The 16762-nt window shown below is 74.2% G+C and carries 14 protein-coding genes and 1 pseudogene; 3 read left to right on the top strand and 12 right to left on the bottom strand.

All coding sequences use genetic code 11. The features are described from left to right. Positions 1-28: 28 nt before the first annotated feature. Positions 29-1255, top strand: a complete 1227-nt coding sequence (locus tag ACH41F_RS10660; RefSeq protein ID WP_398834345.1) for a serine hydrolase domain-containing protein — start codon at positions 29-31, stop codon at positions 1253-1255. Positions 1256-1406: 151 nt separating this feature from the next. On the opposite strand, the gene ACH41F_RS10655 is transcribed toward ACH41F_RS10660, so the two are convergent. From ACH41F_RS10655 to ribA, 4 genes are all read right to left on the bottom strand, one after another. Further along, positions 1407-2561: a saccharopine dehydrogenase family protein gene (locus tag ACH41F_RS10655; protein ID WP_398834343.1), complete on the bottom strand. Its 1155-nt coding sequence runs from the start codon at positions 2559-2561 to the stop codon at positions 1407-1409. After that, on the bottom strand, positions 2554-3624 hold the full coding sequence (locus ACH41F_RS10650) for a saccharopine dehydrogenase (RefSeq protein ID WP_398834341.1): 1071 nt from the start codon (positions 3622-3624) through the stop codon (positions 2554-2556). The genes ACH41F_RS10655 and ACH41F_RS10650 overlap by 8 nt, the downstream gene beginning before the upstream one ends. Then, a complete protein-coding gene (locus tag ACH41F_RS10645) occupies positions 3621-4766 on the bottom strand; it encodes an FAD-dependent oxidoreductase (protein WP_391235520.1) in 1146 nt (381 codons plus the stop codon). The genes ACH41F_RS10650 and ACH41F_RS10645 overlap by 4 nt, the downstream gene beginning before the upstream one ends. Before the next feature lie 64 nt (positions 4767-4830). After that, the gene (ribA, locus tag ACH41F_RS10640) at positions 4831-5490 is read right to left on the bottom strand and encodes a GTP cyclohydrolase II (protein ID WP_391235524.1); all 660 of its coding nucleotides are present in this window, start codon (positions 5488-5490) and stop codon (positions 4831-4833) included. A 41-nt stretch (positions 5491-5531) separates the two neighbouring features. On the opposite strand from ribA, the gene ACH41F_RS10635 reads away from it, so the two are divergent. Then, positions 5532-6302, top strand: coding sequence for a creatininase family protein (locus ACH41F_RS10635; RefSeq protein ID WP_391235527.1), 771 nt, complete (start codon positions 5532-5534; stop codon positions 6300-6302). A gap of 41 nt (positions 6303-6343) precedes the next feature. Here the strand turns inward: ACH41F_RS10635 and ACH41F_RS10630 are convergent. From ACH41F_RS10630 to ACH41F_RS10610, 5 genes and pseudogenes are all read right to left on the bottom strand, one after another. Beyond that, a pseudogene (locus ACH41F_RS10630) lies at positions 6344-7405 on the bottom strand (YbhN family protein); the annotation flags it as partial. 191 nt (positions 7406-7596) lie between these two features. After that, complete coding sequence (locus tag ACH41F_RS10625; protein WP_398834337.1) at positions 7597-8706, bottom strand: trans-aconitate methyltransferase; 1110 nt, start codon at positions 8704-8706, stop codon at positions 7597-7599. Further along, complete coding sequence (locus ACH41F_RS10620; protein WP_391235533.1) at positions 8703-9893, bottom strand: glycosyltransferase; 1191 nt, start codon at positions 9891-9893, stop codon at positions 8703-8705. Before ACH41F_RS10620 ends, ACH41F_RS10625 begins: the two co-directional genes overlap by 4 nt. Next, positions 9890-10288 carry a 6-carboxytetrahydropterin synthase gene (locus ACH41F_RS10615; RefSeq protein ID WP_391235536.1) on the bottom strand — a complete coding sequence of 133 codons (399 nt, stop codon included), beginning with the start codon at positions 10286-10288 and terminating at the stop codon, positions 9890-9892. Before ACH41F_RS10615 ends, ACH41F_RS10620 begins: the two co-directional genes overlap by 4 nt. Positions 10289-10404: 116 nt before the next feature. Beyond that, complete coding sequence (locus ACH41F_RS10610; RefSeq protein ID WP_398834335.1) at positions 10405-11385, bottom strand: zinc-binding alcohol dehydrogenase; 981 nt, start codon at positions 11383-11385, stop codon at positions 10405-10407. A 107-nt stretch (positions 11386-11492) separates the two neighbouring features. On the opposite strand from ACH41F_RS10610, the gene ACH41F_RS10605 reads away from it, so the two are divergent. Next, positions 11493-12251, top strand: coding sequence for a CDP-alcohol phosphatidyltransferase family protein (locus tag ACH41F_RS10605; RefSeq protein ID WP_391235542.1), 759 nt, complete (start codon positions 11493-11495; stop codon positions 12249-12251). Position 12252: 1 nt separating this feature from the next. Here the strand turns inward: ACH41F_RS10605 and ACH41F_RS10600 are convergent, their stop codons facing one another. From ACH41F_RS10600 to ACH41F_RS10590, 3 genes are read right to left on the bottom strand one after another with little or no spacing between them, the layout of a single operon-like run. After that, entirely contained in the window at positions 12253-13479 is a 1227-nt protein-coding gene (locus ACH41F_RS10600) for an MDR family MFS transporter (protein WP_398834332.1), read from the bottom strand. Beyond that, the gene (locus tag ACH41F_RS10595) at positions 13476-15266 is read right to left on the bottom strand and encodes an ABC transporter permease subunit (protein WP_398834330.1); all 1791 of its coding nucleotides are present in this window, start codon (positions 15264-15266) and stop codon (positions 13476-13478) included. The genes ACH41F_RS10600 and ACH41F_RS10595 overlap by 4 nt, the downstream gene beginning before the upstream one ends. A 3-nt stretch (positions 15267-15269) precedes the next feature. Further along, a complete protein-coding gene (locus tag ACH41F_RS10590; RefSeq protein WP_398834328.1) occupies positions 15270-16760 on the bottom strand; it encodes an ABC transporter substrate-binding protein in 1491 nt (496 codons plus the stop codon). Positions 16761-16762 lie beyond the last annotated feature (2 nt).

The following is a 16762-nucleotide window of genomic DNA, read 5'->3' as shown; positions in this document are numbered from 1 at the left end:
CCTCGACGAACGCGATCGGAGGACAGCCATGGCACGCTTGCGGCAAGAGGTCGACCCGGGTGAGGTCGGACTGGATGTGAAGGCGTTGGACCGCCTCGACCAGCACTTCGCCCACTACGTCGACGAGGGGCGCATGCCCGGTTTCCTCGTGTCCGTCGCCCGCGGCGGGCGCGTCGCCCACCTCACGGCGCACGGGCAGCGCGACCTCGCGGCACAACTGCCCGTCGAGACGGACACGTTGTGGCGGATCTACTCGATGACCAAGCCCGTCACGGCGGTGGCCGCCCTGACCCTGGTGGAGGAGGGCAGGCTGTCGCTGGACGACCCGGTCGCCCGGCACCTGCCGGCGTTCGCCGACGCGCGGGTGTACGTGAGCGGTTCCGGCGCCGACATGGTGACCCGGCCCGCCGAGAGTCCGCTGCTGATACGTCACTTGATGACCCACACCGGTGGCCTGACCTTCGCCTTCTACCACTCCCACCCGGTCGACGCCCGCTACCGCGAGGCCCGTCTGGACTCGTCCGTGGTGCCGGGCTCGACGCTGGCCGAGACGGTCGACGTGTACGCGAGCCTGCCGCTGCAGTTCGAGCCCGGCACCGAGTGGAACTACTCGGTCTCCTCCAACGTGCTGGGCCGGGTGATCGAGGTGGTGTCCGGCCAACCCCTCGACGCCTTCTTCGCCGAGCGGATCTTCGAACCGCTCGGGATGAGCGACGCCGGCTTCTGCGTACCCGACGACCAGGCGGACCGGCTGGGCGAGTTGTACGGCGAGAAGGACGACGGCGGCATCGAGCCGATCGCCGGCCTGCCGCTGTCCGGCCGGCCCCGCTTCCTGTCCGGCAGCGGCGGCATGGTGGCCTCCGCCCACGACATGCACCGCTTCATGGAGCTGCTGCGCCGCCGCGGCGAACTCGACGGCGTCCGGCTGCTGGCTCCCAGCACGGTGGACCTGATGACCAGCAACCACCTTCCCGGCGGCGTCGACCTGCGCGCCTTCGGCAGCAAGCCGGCCCACGACGAACCCAACAACGACGGGCTCGGCTTCGGCCTCGGCGTCTCCGTGGCGATCGACCCCGCCCGCACCCTCGCGCCCATGAGCCAGGGCACCTTCGGCTGGAGCGGGGCGGCGTCCACGACCTTCTGGGTCGATCCCCGCCACGATCTGACCGTGCAGTTCTACACGCAGGTCCGGCCGAAGACCCTGAAGCTCAACCCGGACCTCCGGCGCCTGGTGCACCAGGCGATCACCGACTGAACCGCACGGGCGCACGGGGCCGCGAGCGACGTGTCAGGGGCCGCGCACAGGGCGCGTGACCGGCTGGTCAGGAGCCACGCACAAGGCCCCCAGGTCGCGGCGCGACCGGAAAGGCGCCGCGCACAAGGCCCCCGGGTCGCGGCGCGACCGGTCAGGCGTCCACCCGCAGGGTGAACTCCAGCCCGTCCAGCGCCAGTTCCCGCAGCCACTGCTCCGACCGGGCCGCCGTCTCGGCGGCCCGGTTCAGGCCCGGCGGCAGCGAGCCGTCCAGGATGTGCCCCACGCCGAGGGCGAGGGTGCGCGAGACGCAGCGAGCCATCGCGCTCTCCTCCTCGTCCCCCACCAGGTCCAGCAGATAGGCGCCCGACCAGGACCGGCCCGCCGGACCCTCGACGTCCAGCGACACCGCGAGGACCACCCGGTCGCGGTCGGCGTCCGTGGTCGGGTACGCCGCCGCCAACTCCCGTGCCAGCGCGGCGATCCGGTCGTCGTCCCCGCCCTTGAGCTCCTCGAAGACCGCCTCCCAGGCCCGCAGCCACCCCTCCAGGCGCAGGGTGCCCCGCACGAAGGTCCGCGGCCTCCAGGCGTCCGGCATCCCGTACTGCTCGACGAAGGGGACGCTGTCACGGTTCGGGTAGACCTCGAAGGCCTCCCCGTCGACGACGTGCCGCCGGGTCGCCTCCCAGGGCCGCGCGGCGACGGTCTCGGCACCGTCCTCGATGTACCGGGCGGGCGAGCGCAGGGCGTTGAGCACGCCGAGGGGCGCCCAGCTGAACCGGTACCGGAAGTCGTTCGGCACCGAGGGGATGCCGCCGCAGTAGGAGGTCAGACGGTACGAGGCCGCTGTGCCGGCGCCGATCGCGTCCCGGGCGCGGGCGACGAGGCTGTGCGCGAAGAGGTGGTCGATGCCCGGGTCGAGCCCGGACTCGGTGAGGACCACCACCCCGGCCGCGCGTGCCGCAGGCACCTGCTCCAGGACCGCGTCCGACACATAGCTGGAGCAGGCGAAGTGCGCCCCGCGCGAGACACAGGCGGCCAGGATCCCGGCGTGCTCCGGCGCGGGCAGCATCGACACGACCACGTCCCCGGGCGCGAGATCCGCCGTGAGGGCGGGCAGGGCGTAGGCGCGGGGCTCGGCACGGCCGGTGAGGGCGAGCCGGTCGAGGGCCTCGGCGGCGCGCTCCTCGGTGCGGTGCCAGACCCGCACCCGTGCGGCCGTCTCGCACAGCCCGGCCAGTCCGCTTCCCGTGGACAGGCCGGTGCCGATCCAGTGGACGGTGCCGCTCGCCGGAACCAGGTCAGACATCCCGCGCCTCCTCCTGCGCGACATCCAGGACACCGAGTTCCCGGGAGGCGTCCCGGAACCGGTCCAGACAGCGGCCCCATGCCCCGCCGGTGCCGAACTCCAGCAGCAGGGGCAGCAGTTGAGCTGAGAAGTCGGCGCTGGACTCCCTCGGCAGCAGCGAGGGCAGGTTGTCGATGGCGATGAGGTCGAGCGGGGGCTCCTTGTGCAGACGGCGCACCGGCTCGGTCCACTCGGTGGTGCGGTCGTAGACCGGCAGGACGTTCAGGGGCGAGCCGACGTCGCAGGTGACGTCGCAGAGGGTGCGCAGTCGGCGGGCCGGGTCGCCGAGGTCGGCTTCCCGCAGGAAGGGCGGGACGGGGGTGGTGGCCAGGACGCAGTTGACCAGGACGTCGTGCGCCAGCAGGGCCGGGCGGTCCAGGTCGCGGGTCTCGTCGAGGTCCCAGCAGGCGGGGTCGATCCCGGCGGCCCGCAGGGCGACGCGGGCGCCGCGTCCGCTGCGGCCGAGGGCACCGATGACGAGCGCGGTGAACTCCTCGTCGCCGGGGAGGGGCCGGAGGATCGCGTCGAGGTCGTCCTTCGCGGTGGGCGCGAGGGGGGCGGCGAGCCGGCCCCGGTGCTGGAGCACCGCCAGGGCCGCGCCCAGGTATCCCGCCCAGTACCCGAAGGCGGCGAGCCGTCGCCCGTGGTCGTCGACCAGGTACTCCAGGTCGAGCAGTGCCCCTCCCCCGGCGGCGAACCGGCGGAGCAGGGCCTCGGCGCCGGGCTGCCGCTTGTAGGCGTGCCCGAAGAAGACGTGCCGGTGCGACAACTCGGCGGGGTCGTCGGGGAGTTCCTTCAGACCGAGGACCACCGCGCCGGCCGGCGCCGACACCCACGAGCCCGCGGGCACGACCCGGGCGCCGACCGCCTCGTACTCGGACACGGGGAAGATCCGCTGCGGGGCCTCCTCGACCGTCAGGGTCACGCCGCTGTCCACGAGCCGGCGGGCGTCGGACGGCACGAGGGGGGTCCGGCGTTCGGTGGGCCGGACCTCGTGGCGCAGCCACAAATGGAGCTCGGTCATACGCAGTTGGCCTCCGGGCGCGGGGCGTCGGCCGCGAACCGGCCGGCGTGCAACGGGCTGACGTCCACGAAGGGTACGCGGCCCAGGCACAGGTCGCGGACGACCTCGCCGACGGCGGGTCCCTGGAGGAAGCCATGGCCGGAGAAGCCGGTCGCGTACAGGAAGCGGGACACCGTCGTCGCCTCGCCGATCAGGGCGTTGTGGTCCGGGGTGACCTCGTACAGGCCCGCCCAGCCGCCGGTGCGGCGCAGGTCGAGCAGGGACGGGGCGCGGTGGTGCATCGCGGCGGTGAGGCGGGGGATCCAGCGGTCGTGGGTGTCGGTGGCGAAGCCGGGGCGCTCGTCCGGGTCGGACATGCCGACGAGCAGGCCGGGGCCCTCGCGGTGGAAGTAGAGGGTGCTGCTGAAGTCGATCGTCATCGGCAGGCCGGGCGGCAGGCCGGGGACCGGCTCGGTGACCGCGATCTGGCGGCGCAGCGGCTCCACCGGCAGGTCCACCCCGACCATCCGGCCGACCGAGCGGGACCAGGCGCCGGCCGCGCAGATCACCGTGTCGGTGGCGATGGTGCCGAGGGTCGTCTCGACGGAGCGGATGGTGTCGCCGCGGACGGTGATGCCGGTGGCCTCGGTGTGCCGCAGGATGCGGGCGCCCAGGGCGCGGGCGGCGGAGGCGTAGCCGTGCACGACGGCCTCCGGGGTGCAGTGGCCGTCGTCCGGCGAGTAGGCGGCGGCGAGCAGTCCGTCGGTGCTGATCAGCGGGGAGAGCTTGCGGGCCTCCTTGGGGGTGAGCATGCGGCTGGGCACGCCGAGGGAGTTCTGCAGCCGCACGCCCGCCTCGAAGGAGGCGACGTCCTCGGGGGTCGAGAGGAGGAACAGGTAGCCGACGCGGTGCAGGCCGATGTCGTGGCCGACCTCCTCGCCGAACCGGCCGAACGCCTCCAGGCTGCGGGCGCCGAGCAGCACGTTGAGCGCGTCGGAGAACTGCGCCCGCACACCTCCGGCCGCCCTGGAGGTGGAGCCGGAGGCCAGTTCGTCGCGTTCGACGAGCACGACGTCGCGGACCCCGGCGGCGGCGAGGTGGTAGGCGATGCTGGTGCCCATCACCCCACCGCCGATCACGACGGCGTTGGCCTGTGTGTCCACGGGCGAGCCTCCCAGGGGCGTCGGGGCCGGTCCCCTGTTCCTGTCCGGACTCGGGTTCCCGTAATCAGGACAGGTGGGCCACCGCGTCCAGATGCGGCAGGTGGTGGTCCAGGCGTTCCCGCTTGGTGCGCAGGTAGGTGATGTTGCTCTCGCACGGCGCTATCAGCAGCGGCACGGTCTCGGCGACCTCGATGCCGTGCCGGATCAGCGCCTCGCGCTTGTCGGGGTTGTTGGACATCAGCCGCACCGAGCGCACCCCGAGGTCGGCCAGCATCCCGGCGGCGACCCCGTAGTCGCGGGCGTCCACCGGCAGGCCGAGGGCGAGGTTCGCCTCCACGGTGTCCAGGCCCTCCGCCTGGAGCGCCATCGCGCGCAGCTTGGCGAGCAGTCCGATGCCCCGGCCCTCGTGGCCGCGCAGGTAGACGACGATGCCGCTGCCCTCGGCGACGACGGCCCGTAGCGCGGAGTCGAGTTGCTCGCCGCACTCGCAGTGCCGGGAGCCGAACGCGTCACCGGTGAGGCATTCCGAGTGCAGCCGGGTCAGGACCTCGTCGGTGCCGATCTCGCCGTAGACCAGGGCCACTTGCTCGTCGCCGCGATCGTGGTCGAGGTATCCGACGGCCCGGAATTGCCCGTAGACGGTGGGCAGCGGCGCATTCACCACGCGTTCCACACCCGTGCGCTGGGGAGACTTCGTGCCGAGTACGCCAATTTTTTCTGTCATGATTCTCGAGTTCCTAAGCAGAGACGAAAGGCCGTGAAAGAATGAGCGGTTCGCAAATGCGGTCGGCGGCATACGGTCCGTTGCCGGCGGACACCACGGAAGACGTACGGACGCGGGGCGCGGGTGTCTCACGACAGGTCGCCGTCCTTCCGGTCGGGAGCTTCGAGCAGCACGGCGCGTTCCTTCCCCTGGCGACCGACACGCTCGTCGCCTGTGCCGTAGCCCGGGAGATCGCCGCGGCGTACCCGGTGCACCTCCTCCCTCCGGTGACGATCTCCTGCTCGCACGAACACGCCGCGTGGGCGGGAACCGTCAGCATCTCATCGGTGACCCTTCACTCGGTGGTACGGGACATAGCCTCTTCGCTGCGCCGGTCCGGCGTCGAGGCCCTGGTCGTGGTCAACGGCCACGGCGGAAACTACGTGCTGGGCAACGTCGTTCAGGAATCCTCCGCCCGCGGCGAGAAGATGGCGCTGTTCCCGGCCGCCGAGGACTGGGAGACGGCGCGGGAGCGGGCGGGCGTGACCACCTCGCTGCTCTCCGACATGCACGCGGGGGAAATCGAGACCTCCATCCTTCTGCACACGTCTCCCGAATATGTCCGGCCCGGTTATGAGTCCGGCGATTTCGTCGCCGACGACCGACGTCATCTGCTCACCCTCGGTATGTCCGCCTATACCGATTCCGGTGTCATCGGGCGACCTTCACTGGGTTCGGCGGAAAAGGGCAAAGCGCTGCTGGCGAGCCTGGCGGATTCCTTCGGCGCGTATTTCTCACTGCTCACCTCCGACGGGGACGCGGCGCGCGGGTAGCGGGCGAGCAGAACGAGGAGGCCGGGCAGGCTGGCCGCGAGGGAGAGCACCCCGTAGACGACCGCGACGGCCAGCCCGCTGCCGGCGCCCAGCCCGGCCGCGCCGAACGCCCAGGCGGTGACGCCCTCGCGGGGGCCCCAGCCGCCGACGTTCAGCGGCAGCCCCATCGCGAGCAGGGCGAGCACGGCGATCGGCAGCAGCACGGCGACGGAGGCCGCGGAGCCGGCGACGCGGGCGGCGAGCACGAACATCGCGAGGTGCCCGGCGAGGACGAGGACCGAGGACAGGGCGACACCGGGTCCGTTCTCCCGCGACAGCAGTCCCTCGCGGGTCTCGCGCAGCACCTTGCCGGCGCGTGAGGGCGCCCGGTTCGTCCGCAGGGCGAGGACGACGGCGAGCGTGCCCAGCGCGCCGAGCAGGAGCAGCGGCGCGAGATGCCGGGCCTGGGTGAGCACCGGGGACGGCATGGTGAGCAGTACGGCGGCGCCGATCACGGCCAACGCCAGTTGTCCCGCGACCCGTTCGAGGACGACGGCCCGTACGCAGCGGCCGAGGTCCTGGGTGCTGCGCCCGTGCCGGACCGCCCGGTGCACGTCGCCGAGGACGCCGCCGGGCAGGGCCGCGTTGAGGAACAGGGCCCGGTAGTAGGAGGCCACGGCGGCGCCGAGCGGCAGCCGGATGTTCAGGCCCCGGGCGACCAACTGCCAGCGCCAGGCGCTGAGGACGGTGGTCACGGCGCCGATGCCGAGCGCGGCCAGCAGCGTCCCGCCGTCGATGCGCCGCAGTCCGTCGAGGAAGACACCGGTGCCGAGCCGCCAGAGCAGTACCGCGAGGATGAGCACACCGACCGCGCTGCCGACGTGGGTACGTACGGCCGGGGACCTGAGCCTCGAGAGAACGTTTCGCCACCAGGAGACGGCACGGGTGGCACCGGCCGCGGCGGCGGCCGCCCCGGGCCGGGGCCTGCTGACGATCACGCCGATGCGGTCACCGGAGACGGCCACGGGCGGCGGCGCAACGGCCTTGACGGGCGGCGGGACGAGCGCGGCGGCCTCGGGAAGAGTCCCCCCGGCCACCCGGCTCCCCTCGGCCGTCCCGGCCATCGCCTCCGCGTACCGCTCCGCCAGCCGCGCCCCCGCCACGAACGCGGCCACACCCCGCACCGATGCCATCCCGGCCACCGGCGTCACCGCCGTGCGCCCACGGCCGCGCATCCCACCGGCCGGCCCCGCCCAGCGCCTGCGGCGGGCCGGTCCCCGTCGGCCCGCGTGGGCCGCCCGTACCGTCTCCACGCTCATGCCGACCCGCCCGTCGGCCGGGACAGCGCCAGCAGGTCGGTGTGGTGGACGACGACGTCGAGCTCGCCCGCCGCACAGGCCTCCAGGCGTTCGCGGAGGTAGCGGTCGGCCCGCTCGCGCAGCTCCGGGCGCTCTTCCACCGCCGCGCCGACCCAGCCGCGCAGCCACTGGGCGGTGAGGGCGGACTCGGCCGGGCCCAGACGCCAGGGGCTGGAGTTCAGCCGTACGGTGGCGCCCCGCTCGGAGAAGGCGTCGCAGGCGGCCGTGACCGCGTCCGGGCCCAGCATGCCGGAGCGCCGCTGGTGGGCGTTGAACGCCTCGACGATCTCCTCGTCCAGCGGGTCGGCCGGGGTGAGTTCGACCCGGCCGGCCACGGAGAGGGTCAGCAGGGCCGGGCAGCCCGCGCCCGTGCAGGCGGCGGCGAGGGTGTCGATCTCCTCGCGGGTGAGGACGTCGAGGAGGGCGGAGGCGGTCACCAGGGACGCGCCGGAGAGGGCGTCCGCGGTCAGCCGGGCCACGTCGCCGCGCCGGGTCTCGACGGTGACGCGGCTGCCGTCGGCGGCGACGCGCGGCGAGGCGACGGCTGCGAAGTGCAGGAGGTAGGGGTCCCGGTCGTGCAGGACCCAGTGCTGGGGGCCGTCGAGCCGGGGCGCGAGCCAGCGGCCCATCGAGCCGGTGCCGCACCCGAGGTCGTGGATGACCACCCCGGCCTTGCCCGGCAGGTTGGCGAGCCGGATCCGCAACGGGTCGAGCAGGTCGAGCGAGCGCGCACCGGCGTCGGCGGGCTCCCGCAGCTCCAGCCACTCGGGCGCGTACCGCGGCTGCTCCTCGGGGCCGTCCTCGCGGAGCCGTACGGTGGGCCGTTCGGCGGGGCCCGCGCCGGGCATCGCGGCGTCCGGGGCGAGGGTCGGACCCCGCGGGGCCTCCTCCACGGCCGCGACGGCTTCCGGGCGCTCGGGCCCGCTCGCCGCACCCGGCCGTCCGGGCGCGTCCTCGGTCTGCGTTCCCACGGCGCCCTTCCCCCCGTCGGCCGCCGGCACGTCCCGCGGTCCCGCCTGCGCCGGGATCATCCCGCCGCGCTGCGCTGTCGTCGCCGTCTTCCTCATGCCGCCCTCCTGGGCTCGCTCGGCAGTCGGCCCAGCACTCCGGCCAGGCTGCGGGCCGTGGCCGCCCAGCCGTCCAGGGCGGCCCTGCGGCCCCGGGCAGCCGCCTTGAGCCGGCGCCGTACGTCCGCCTCGCCGAACCAGCCGCGCAGTTCCGCGGCGAGGGCGGCGGGGTCCTCCGGCGGGACGAGGATGCCGGGCACCCCTCCGTCGGGGGCGCGGCCGACCGCCTCGGGGAGGCCGCCGACGTCGGTGGCCAGGACCGGGATGCCGCGCGCGAGGGCCTCCGTCACCGCCATGCCGTAGGTCTCGGCGTAGGAGGTGAGGACCATCAGGTCGGCGGCGGCGTACGCGGCGTCGAGTTCGGCGCCGGCCCGCGGTCCGGCCAGCTCCAGCCGGTGCTCCAGGCCGTACTTCGCGATCAGGGACCGCAGGTCGGCCACGTACTGGGGGTCCTGGGTGAGCCCGCCCACGCAGACGCAGCTCCACGGCAGGTCCCGGACCGTCGCGAGCGCCTCGACGAGCCGGTGCTGTCCCTTGCGGGGGGTCACGGCGGCGACGCACAGCAGGCGGGAGACGCCGTCGGTGCCGGAGGCGAGGGGGGCGATGTCGGCGCCGGGGGCGGCGACATGGACCCGGTCGGGGGCGAGGCCGTGGTGGGAGACGAGCCGGCGCACGGCCCAGTCGCTTGTGGCGATCACGGCGGGGACCGCGCGAAGCACCGCGCGCTCCTTCGCGTCCAACTCGGCGGCCAGGACCGGGTCGAGGCCGGTCTCGTCGCCGAGCGGAAGGTGCACGAGGACGGCGAGCCGCAGCCGCTCCGCCTCGGGCACGACGATCTCGGGGACTCCGCAGGCGACCAGGCCGTCCATCAGGACGACGGTGTCGTCGGGCAACTCCCGCAGGGCGCGCGCGAGTTCCGCACGGGCGTCGGCGCCCGGCCGGGGCCACGTGCCGGTCACGGCGTGCTTGTGGACCTGCCAGCCGAAACCGGGCAGGTCCAGACTCACCCGCCGGTCATAGGCGTTGCCGCCGCTCGGCGCGGCCGGGTCGTCGACACCGCCCGGCATGACGAAGTGCACGGTGCGCAAGGACATGGGCACGATGTCCGCGTTCTTGAGGACGGAGTGCTGCACGGGCACGTAGCCCAGCGCGGCCTGGGGGGTCTTCTCCAGGGTCACGTCGGTCACAGGGCACGCTCGTAACTCGCCCAGGCGACGTGCGACTCGTGCAGCGTGACCCCGATCGCGGCGATGCCGCGGGCCCCTTCACCGAGCGCGCCCTTGTGGATGCGTTCGGCGAGCCGGTCGGCGATGACCTTGGCCAGGAACTCCGTCGAGGTGTTGATCCCGGCGAAGTCGGGCTCGTTGTCGAGGTTGCGGTAGTTCAGCTCGCTGACGACGGCACCGAGTTCCTGCGTGGCCAGGCCGATGTCGACGACGATGTTGTCGTCGTCCAGCTGCTCGCGCCGGAAGGTGGCGTCCACGAGGAACGTGGCTCCGTGCAGACGCTGCGCTGGTCCGAAGACCTCACCGCGGAAGCTGTGGGCGATCATGATGTGATCGCGGACGGTGACACTGAACAACGGACGACCCTCCAGGTGCGGCGCCTTCGATCCCCCGCCCTGCTTGCCGGCGGGGATGCCGAGTAGTACGGCTCTTCGCTTCCCCGTGTTCAGCCGTTCCTCACTCTTTTCTCAGGTCAGGCGCTCATGCCGTACCTCACCCGGTGACACAGCGCCGCGATCTCCCCGGAAGCGAGCCGGGGCATCACCCGTGGCAGCTCCTCGAACGTGCTTTCTCCTGTGACGAGGGCGTCGAGCGCCGGGTCGGCGAGGAGGTCGAGGGCCAGGGCGAGCCGGTCGGCGTAGGTGCGGCTGGAGCGGGCCGGGGAGACGGTGCCGACCTGGCTGCTGCGGATGGTCAGCCGCCGGGAGTGGAAGGCCTCCCCGAGCGGCAGGCTGACCTGCCGGTCGCCGTACCAGCTCAGTTCGAGGACCGTGCCCTCCGGCCTGAGCAGCTCCAGAGCGCGGGCCAGTCCCTGCTCGGTGGCGCTGGCGTGGACGACGAGGTCGCACTCGCCGAGGGCGTCCGCGGGCAGCGCGAAACCGACCCCGAGCGCCTCGGCGACCGTCGCCCGGGCCGGGTCGGCGTCGACCAGCTGGACCCGCACGCCCGGGAAGCGGGCCAGCAGGGCGGCGACCGAGCAGCCGACCATGCCGCCGCCGACCACGGCGATGCGGTCGCCGACGAGCGGTGCCGCGTCCCAGAGGGCGTTGACGGCGGTCTCGATCGTGCCGGCGAGGATCGCCCGTTCGGCGGGCACGTTCTCCGGCACCGGGGTCACGGCGGTCACCGGGACGACGTAACGCGTCTGGTGCGGGTAGAGGCAGAAGACCGTACGGCCGACGAGGTCCGCCGGGCCCTCCTCGACCTCTCCGACGCTGAGGTAGCCGTACTTCACGGGTGCCGGGAAGTCGCCCTCCTGGAACGGCGCCCGCATGACGGCGTGCTGGCTCTCGGGGACCCCACCGCGGAAGACCAGGGTCTCGGTGCCGCGGCTGACGCCGGAGTACAGGGCGCGGACCAGCACCTCCCCCTCGGTGGGGGCCGGAAGGGTGAGTTCGCGTATCTCGCCCTCACCCGGACTGCTGAGCCAGAACGCACGCGCGGCGCGCTTCATCGGCGTCCTCCTGAACGATCGGGAAGTGGTTCACGTACCGAGGTGTGCACAGGTCGCGCACAGTACGCGGCGTTGATCGACTCTGTCACACGGCCGGAGGATGTTCGGTGGCCCTGAACAACACTTACGAGGCAAGGCTGGTCCAGCAGGAGACCGCTGTCGGAGCGGGTGTACAGATCCTGTTGCTGGCCCTGCTCGGTACGGCGATCGGCCTGGGACCGGCGGGCTGGCTGACCGGTCTCGTCTTCGCCGTCGCCACCTGGGCGGTGCTCTCCCGGGCCCTGCACCGCTCCCGGTCCCGCACCTTCGGCCCCGCCAACCGGGTGACCCTCGGCCGTTCGATCCTGGTCGGCGGGGTGACGGCACTGGTCGCCGACTCCTTCCAGAGCTCCCCGCCCATCACGGTGTTCGTCGGCCTGACGGCCGTCGCCCTCATCCTCGACGGCGTCGACGGCAAGGTCGCCCGCGCCACCGGCACCTCCACCCCGCTCGGCGCGCGCTTCGACATGGAGGTCGACGCGTTCCTGATCCTGGTGCTCAGCGTGTACGTGTCGATGGCGCACGGCCCGTGGGTGCTGCTGATCGGCGGCATGCGCTACGCCTTCGTCGCCGCCGCCCGCGTCTGGCCGTGGCTGAACGCCCCGCTCCCGCCGAGCACCGCCCGCAAGACGGTCGCCGCCCTCCAGGGCGTCTTCCTCCTCCTGGCCGCCTCCGGTCTGCTGCCGTACGCCCTGGAGTTCGGGGTGGTGGCGACGGCGCTCGCCGCGCTGGTGTGGTCGTTCGGCCGGGACGTGCTGTGGCTCTTCCGCACCTCCCGGGTCATGGAGCTGCCCCTGGAGGACGTGCGCGAGCTGGTCGCCGGATGACCTACGGGCGCCGCGGCAGCAGCGCGACGGCCGCGGCCGGTACGGCGGCCAGCACCAGCCATGGCACCGCCGCCGGCAGTCCGCTGTCGAGGAGGGTGCCGGTCGCGGAGCTGCCGACGAGCACGATCAGGCCGGACACCGAGGACAGCGCCCCGGTGTAGAGGCCGAGGCGGCCCTCCTCGGCGAGGTCGGGGACCCAGGCGCGGGCGACGGGCGCGACGAGCATCTGGCCGAAGGTGAGCAGGACGACGAACCCGGCCGCGGGCAGCAACCCCGCCGTCCCCGTCCAGCCCGCCGGCCGGGCGAGCGCCACGACCGCGAACCCGGCGGCGATGAGCAGCAGTCCGGCCGCCATGGACCGGCGCATCGCCAGCCGGTCGCCGACCCAGCGGGTGACGGGCAGTTGGGCGGTCACCACCAGCAGCGAGGACAGGGCGAACAGCCAGGCCAGCGCGGCCTGGGAGCCGGTGACGCGTTCCACCTCGGCGGGCAGCGCGAGGTAGAGCTGGTTGTAGGCGAGCAGGTAGGCGCCGTAGGCGCAGGCCAGTGCGAGAAAGCGCCGGTTGCGCAGCAGCACCGGTATGCCGCCCTTGACGTCGACTCGGTGCCGTCCGGGGATGCGCTGCGGCAGCAGCCAGGCGTGTCCGGCGAGGACGAGCACGAAGATGCCGGCACCGGCCAGGCACACGGTCCGGAAGTCCACCGCCAGCAGCAGTGCGCCGAGCAGCGGTCCGACGAACGCCCCCGCCTGTCCGGCCACGGTGAACAGCGCCAGCACCCGGGTCCGTGATCCGCCGCCCCGCTCCTCGTGCACGACGGCCTGCCGGGCCACCTCGGACTCGACGGCGGGCGAGAACAGCGCGGCGGCGAACCCGATCAGCAGGACGGCCCCGATGACCGCCCAGGTCGCCTCGGCGTACCCGAGCCAGCCGAATCCGGCGATGCGCAGGGCGCACCCCGCGAGCACGACCGGCCGGATGCCGTACCGGTCGGCGAGCGCCCCGCCCACCACGAACAGCCCCTGCTGGCTGAAGGTCCGCAGCCCCAGCACGAACCCGACCATCCAGCCCGCCATGCCGACCGCGGTGCCGAGATGCTCGGCGAGGAACGGCAGCACGGCGAAGAAGCCCAGGTTGAAGGCGAGTTGGGTGAGGATCAGCAGCCGCAGCAGCGGTGTGAGCCGGGTGCGGCCCCGTTCCTTGCGCGGGGCCGTGGTGATCGAGCTCATCGGGTTCCCACCTCGTGTGGCGTGGTACGGGGCCGCTGCCGGGGTTCCGGAACGGCCGGGCGGGGCCTGCGTCGTGGTCGGCGCACCCCGCCCGCCGCGGTCACCGCCAGCGCGCCGAGCAGGGCGAGGGCGGCGGCGGGAGCGAGGACGGCCCAGGGGGCGCGCTCGGCGTAGGGCTGGTTCTCGGCGAGCAGCAGGCCCCATTCCGGGGCGGGGGGTTGGGCGCCGAGTCCCAGGAAGGCGAGGGAGGCGAGGGCGAGGGCGATGCCGGGGAGCCGCAGCAGGGCGTGGCGGGTGACGGGCGGCAGGACGGCGGGCAGCAGTTCGCGGCGGAGCAGGTGCCAGGGGCCGGCGCCCTGGGCGAGGGTGGCGGTGATGTGGAGGGTGGCGCGTTCCTGACGCAGCAGGGCGGAGGTGTGGGCGGCGAGGGGTGCCCAGGCGACGGCGCCGACGGCGAGGGCGGGGGTGGCGGGGCCGCTGCCGGCGACGGCGGTGACCAGGAGGGCGACCAGGACCGGCGGCAGGGCGGTGACCGTGTCGACGAGCGGTCCGGACAGCCGGGGCGACAGACCGAGCGTGACGCCGATGAGCAGGGCGGCGGCGCCGATCGCGAGGGCGAGCAGCAGGGTCTCGACGGCGCCGTGCGCGACCCGGGCGAGGACGTCACGGCCGAGGGCGTCGGTGCCGAACGGGTGGGCCGGGGACGGTGCTTGGAGGCGTCGCCGGGTGTCGAGGGCGAGCGGGTCGCGGGGCAGGCCGAGGGCGATGACGAGCGCCAGCAGCCCACCGTAGGCGAACGGCTGGATGCCGCGGGCGGGCGGCGTCGGGCCGTGCGGGGACGGCAGGGCGCCGTCGCGCAGGGCCGTGCCGACGAGCAGGCGGGTGGCGAGGGCCGCGAGTCCGGCGAAGGCGGCCGCGAGGAGGACGAGGGCGAGGGTGCCGGCCTGGAGGACGGGGAGGTCCTGGGCGAGGGCGGCCTGGAGGGTGGTGCGGCCGAGGCCGGGGATGTCGAAGATCTGCTCCACCGCGACCGCGCCGCCGGTGAGGCCGACCGCGAACAGGCCGGTGTTCGGCAGGAGTCCGGGCAGACAGCGGCGCAGCGCCTGGCGGGCGACGGAGCGGCCGGGCAGTCCGCGCGCGGCGGCGGCCAGCGCCCAGGGTTCGGCGAAGGCGCCGGGCAGCAGGTCGTCGAGGAGCCGTCCGAGCACGGCGCCCGCGGGCAGGCCGAGGGCGAGGGCGGGCAGGATCGTCCACCGCGGCCCGTACCAGCCGAGGGCGGGCAGCCAGCCGAGCTGGACGCCGACGACGGTGGCGAGCACGGACGCGGTCAGGAACTCCGGCAGCGCGGCGAGGACCGCGGAACCGCCGCCGCCCGCGCGGCGCCCGTCGAGCCGCCGGTGTGCGCCGAGCCGGAGGGTGCGGGCGCAGATCAGCGCGGCGGTGCCGGCGGCGACCGCGAGGGCCGCCGCCATCAACAGCAGGGAGACGCCCAGGGCTTGAAGAACGGCGGGGGTGACGTCGCCGCCGGAGATCCACGACTGGCCCGCGTCGCCGCGCCCCAGTCCGGCGAGCCACTGTCCGAGGAGGCGGAACGGGCCGTCGTCCAGGCCGAGTCGGGCCCGGATGTCGGCGAGCACCCGGGGGTCGGGGTCGCGTTCCGCCGAGCGGGCCCTGAGGACGGTCAGGGCCGGGTCGGTGCGGGTCAGCCACGGCAGCAGGCCGACCGCGCACACCAGGGCAATGGCGATCCCGGCCCGCCACAGGAGGGTCGCCGCGTGCTGCCGCATGCCTCAGCGCCGGGTGCCGGTGCCGACGAGGGTGCGCTCGTAGGGGTCGAGGAGCGCGCCGCTGACCGTGGGGCCGATGCCGGTGATGACGCGCTGGTGGACCAGCGGGACGACGGCGTCGGTGCCGAGGATCTCGGCCTCGGCGGCCATCGCCGCGTCCTGCCGCCGCGTGGTGTCGGTGATGCCTTCGGCCTTCTTCACCGCCTTGTCGACGTCCTGATCGCACAGCAGGGCGAGGTTGTAGCTGCCGTCGCAGGTGAAGTCGCTGGCGAGGACGGAGACCGGGTCGCCGGTGTCGAGGAGGCTGTTGCGGGCGCCGACGAAGGCGTCGAACCTGCCCTCCAGCGCGTCGCTCTCCAGTCGCGAGTACTCCCGCACCTCCAGCTCCACCTCGAAGCCGGCCTTCTCCAGCTGCTGCTTCACCACCTGGGCGACCTCGGGGAGTTCGGGCCGGTTGTCGTAGGTGGCGAGGGTGATCGTGCGGCCCTCGGGGTCGGCCGCCTTCGCCCGGCCGACCGGCGCGACGCGCCGGCCCTCGGCCCAGGTCACGGCGGGCCCGTAGAGACCGGCGCCTGCGTCGGCGTACCCCTCGTAGACGCCCTGGGCGAGTGCGGAGGTGTCGACGGCCTGCCGGGCCGCGGCCCGGAGGCCGGGGTTCTTGAACACGTCCGACTCGGTGTTGAGGAACAGGCTGGTGGTGCGGGTGGTGTCCGTGGCCCTGCGCAGGCCCTTGTCGAGGGTGGCGGTCTGGGCGACGGGGACGGCCTCGGCGAGGTCGACCTGGTCCGTGCGCAGGGCGTTGGCGCGGGCGGTGCCGTCGGCGACGAACTTCACGTCGATGCCCGCGGCCTGGGCGCGGCCGCCCCAGTAGTCGTCGTAGCGGTCGAGAGTGGCGGCGGTGGCGCCCAGGACCTTGGTGAGGCGGAAGGGGCCGGTGGCGTGGCCGACCGGGTCGACGCGGTCCGTCCCGTCGTACGCCTTCGCGGACAGCACGGCGAGGCTCGGGCTGGACAGCCGCAGCGGCAGCACGGGGTCGGGGTCCTTGGTGCTGACGCGTACGCCGGTACCGCCCGACGCCTTGGCGGTGAGGGTGACGCCGGAGAGGGCGGCGGGGGCCGGCCTGGCCTCGGTGGCGTGGGTGAGGGCGGCGGCGACGGCGGCGGGGGTGACCTTGGCGCCGTCCTGGAAGGTGGCCTCGCGCAGGGTGAACAGCCAGGTGCGGTCGTTCTCGCGGGTCCAGGAGGCGGCGAGTGCGGGGACGGCGGCGCCGTTGGCGTCGAGGGCGGTCAGGCCCTCGGTGACGCCGAGGCGGCTGAGGAGGGTGGCGTCGGCGCCGTAGGGGGTGAGGTTCTCGGCCGGCGGGAAGGCGAGGGCGACGCGCAGCCGGGAGCCGTCGCCCGCGTCGTCGGAGGTGCCGCCCGCACCGCCGGAGGCGAAGCAGCCGGTGAGGACGGGGGCGAGCAGGAGGGCGAGGAGGTGGCGCGGTCGGGTCATAC

The organism is Streptomyces sp. NPDC020489, from assembly GCF_044386545.1.
Classification (GTDB): Bacteria; Actinomycetota; Actinomycetes; order Streptomycetales; family Streptomycetaceae; genus Streptomyces.
The sequence above is the reverse complement of the archived record's forward strand: the minus strand, read 5'-3'. Positions and strand labels throughout refer to the sequence as shown.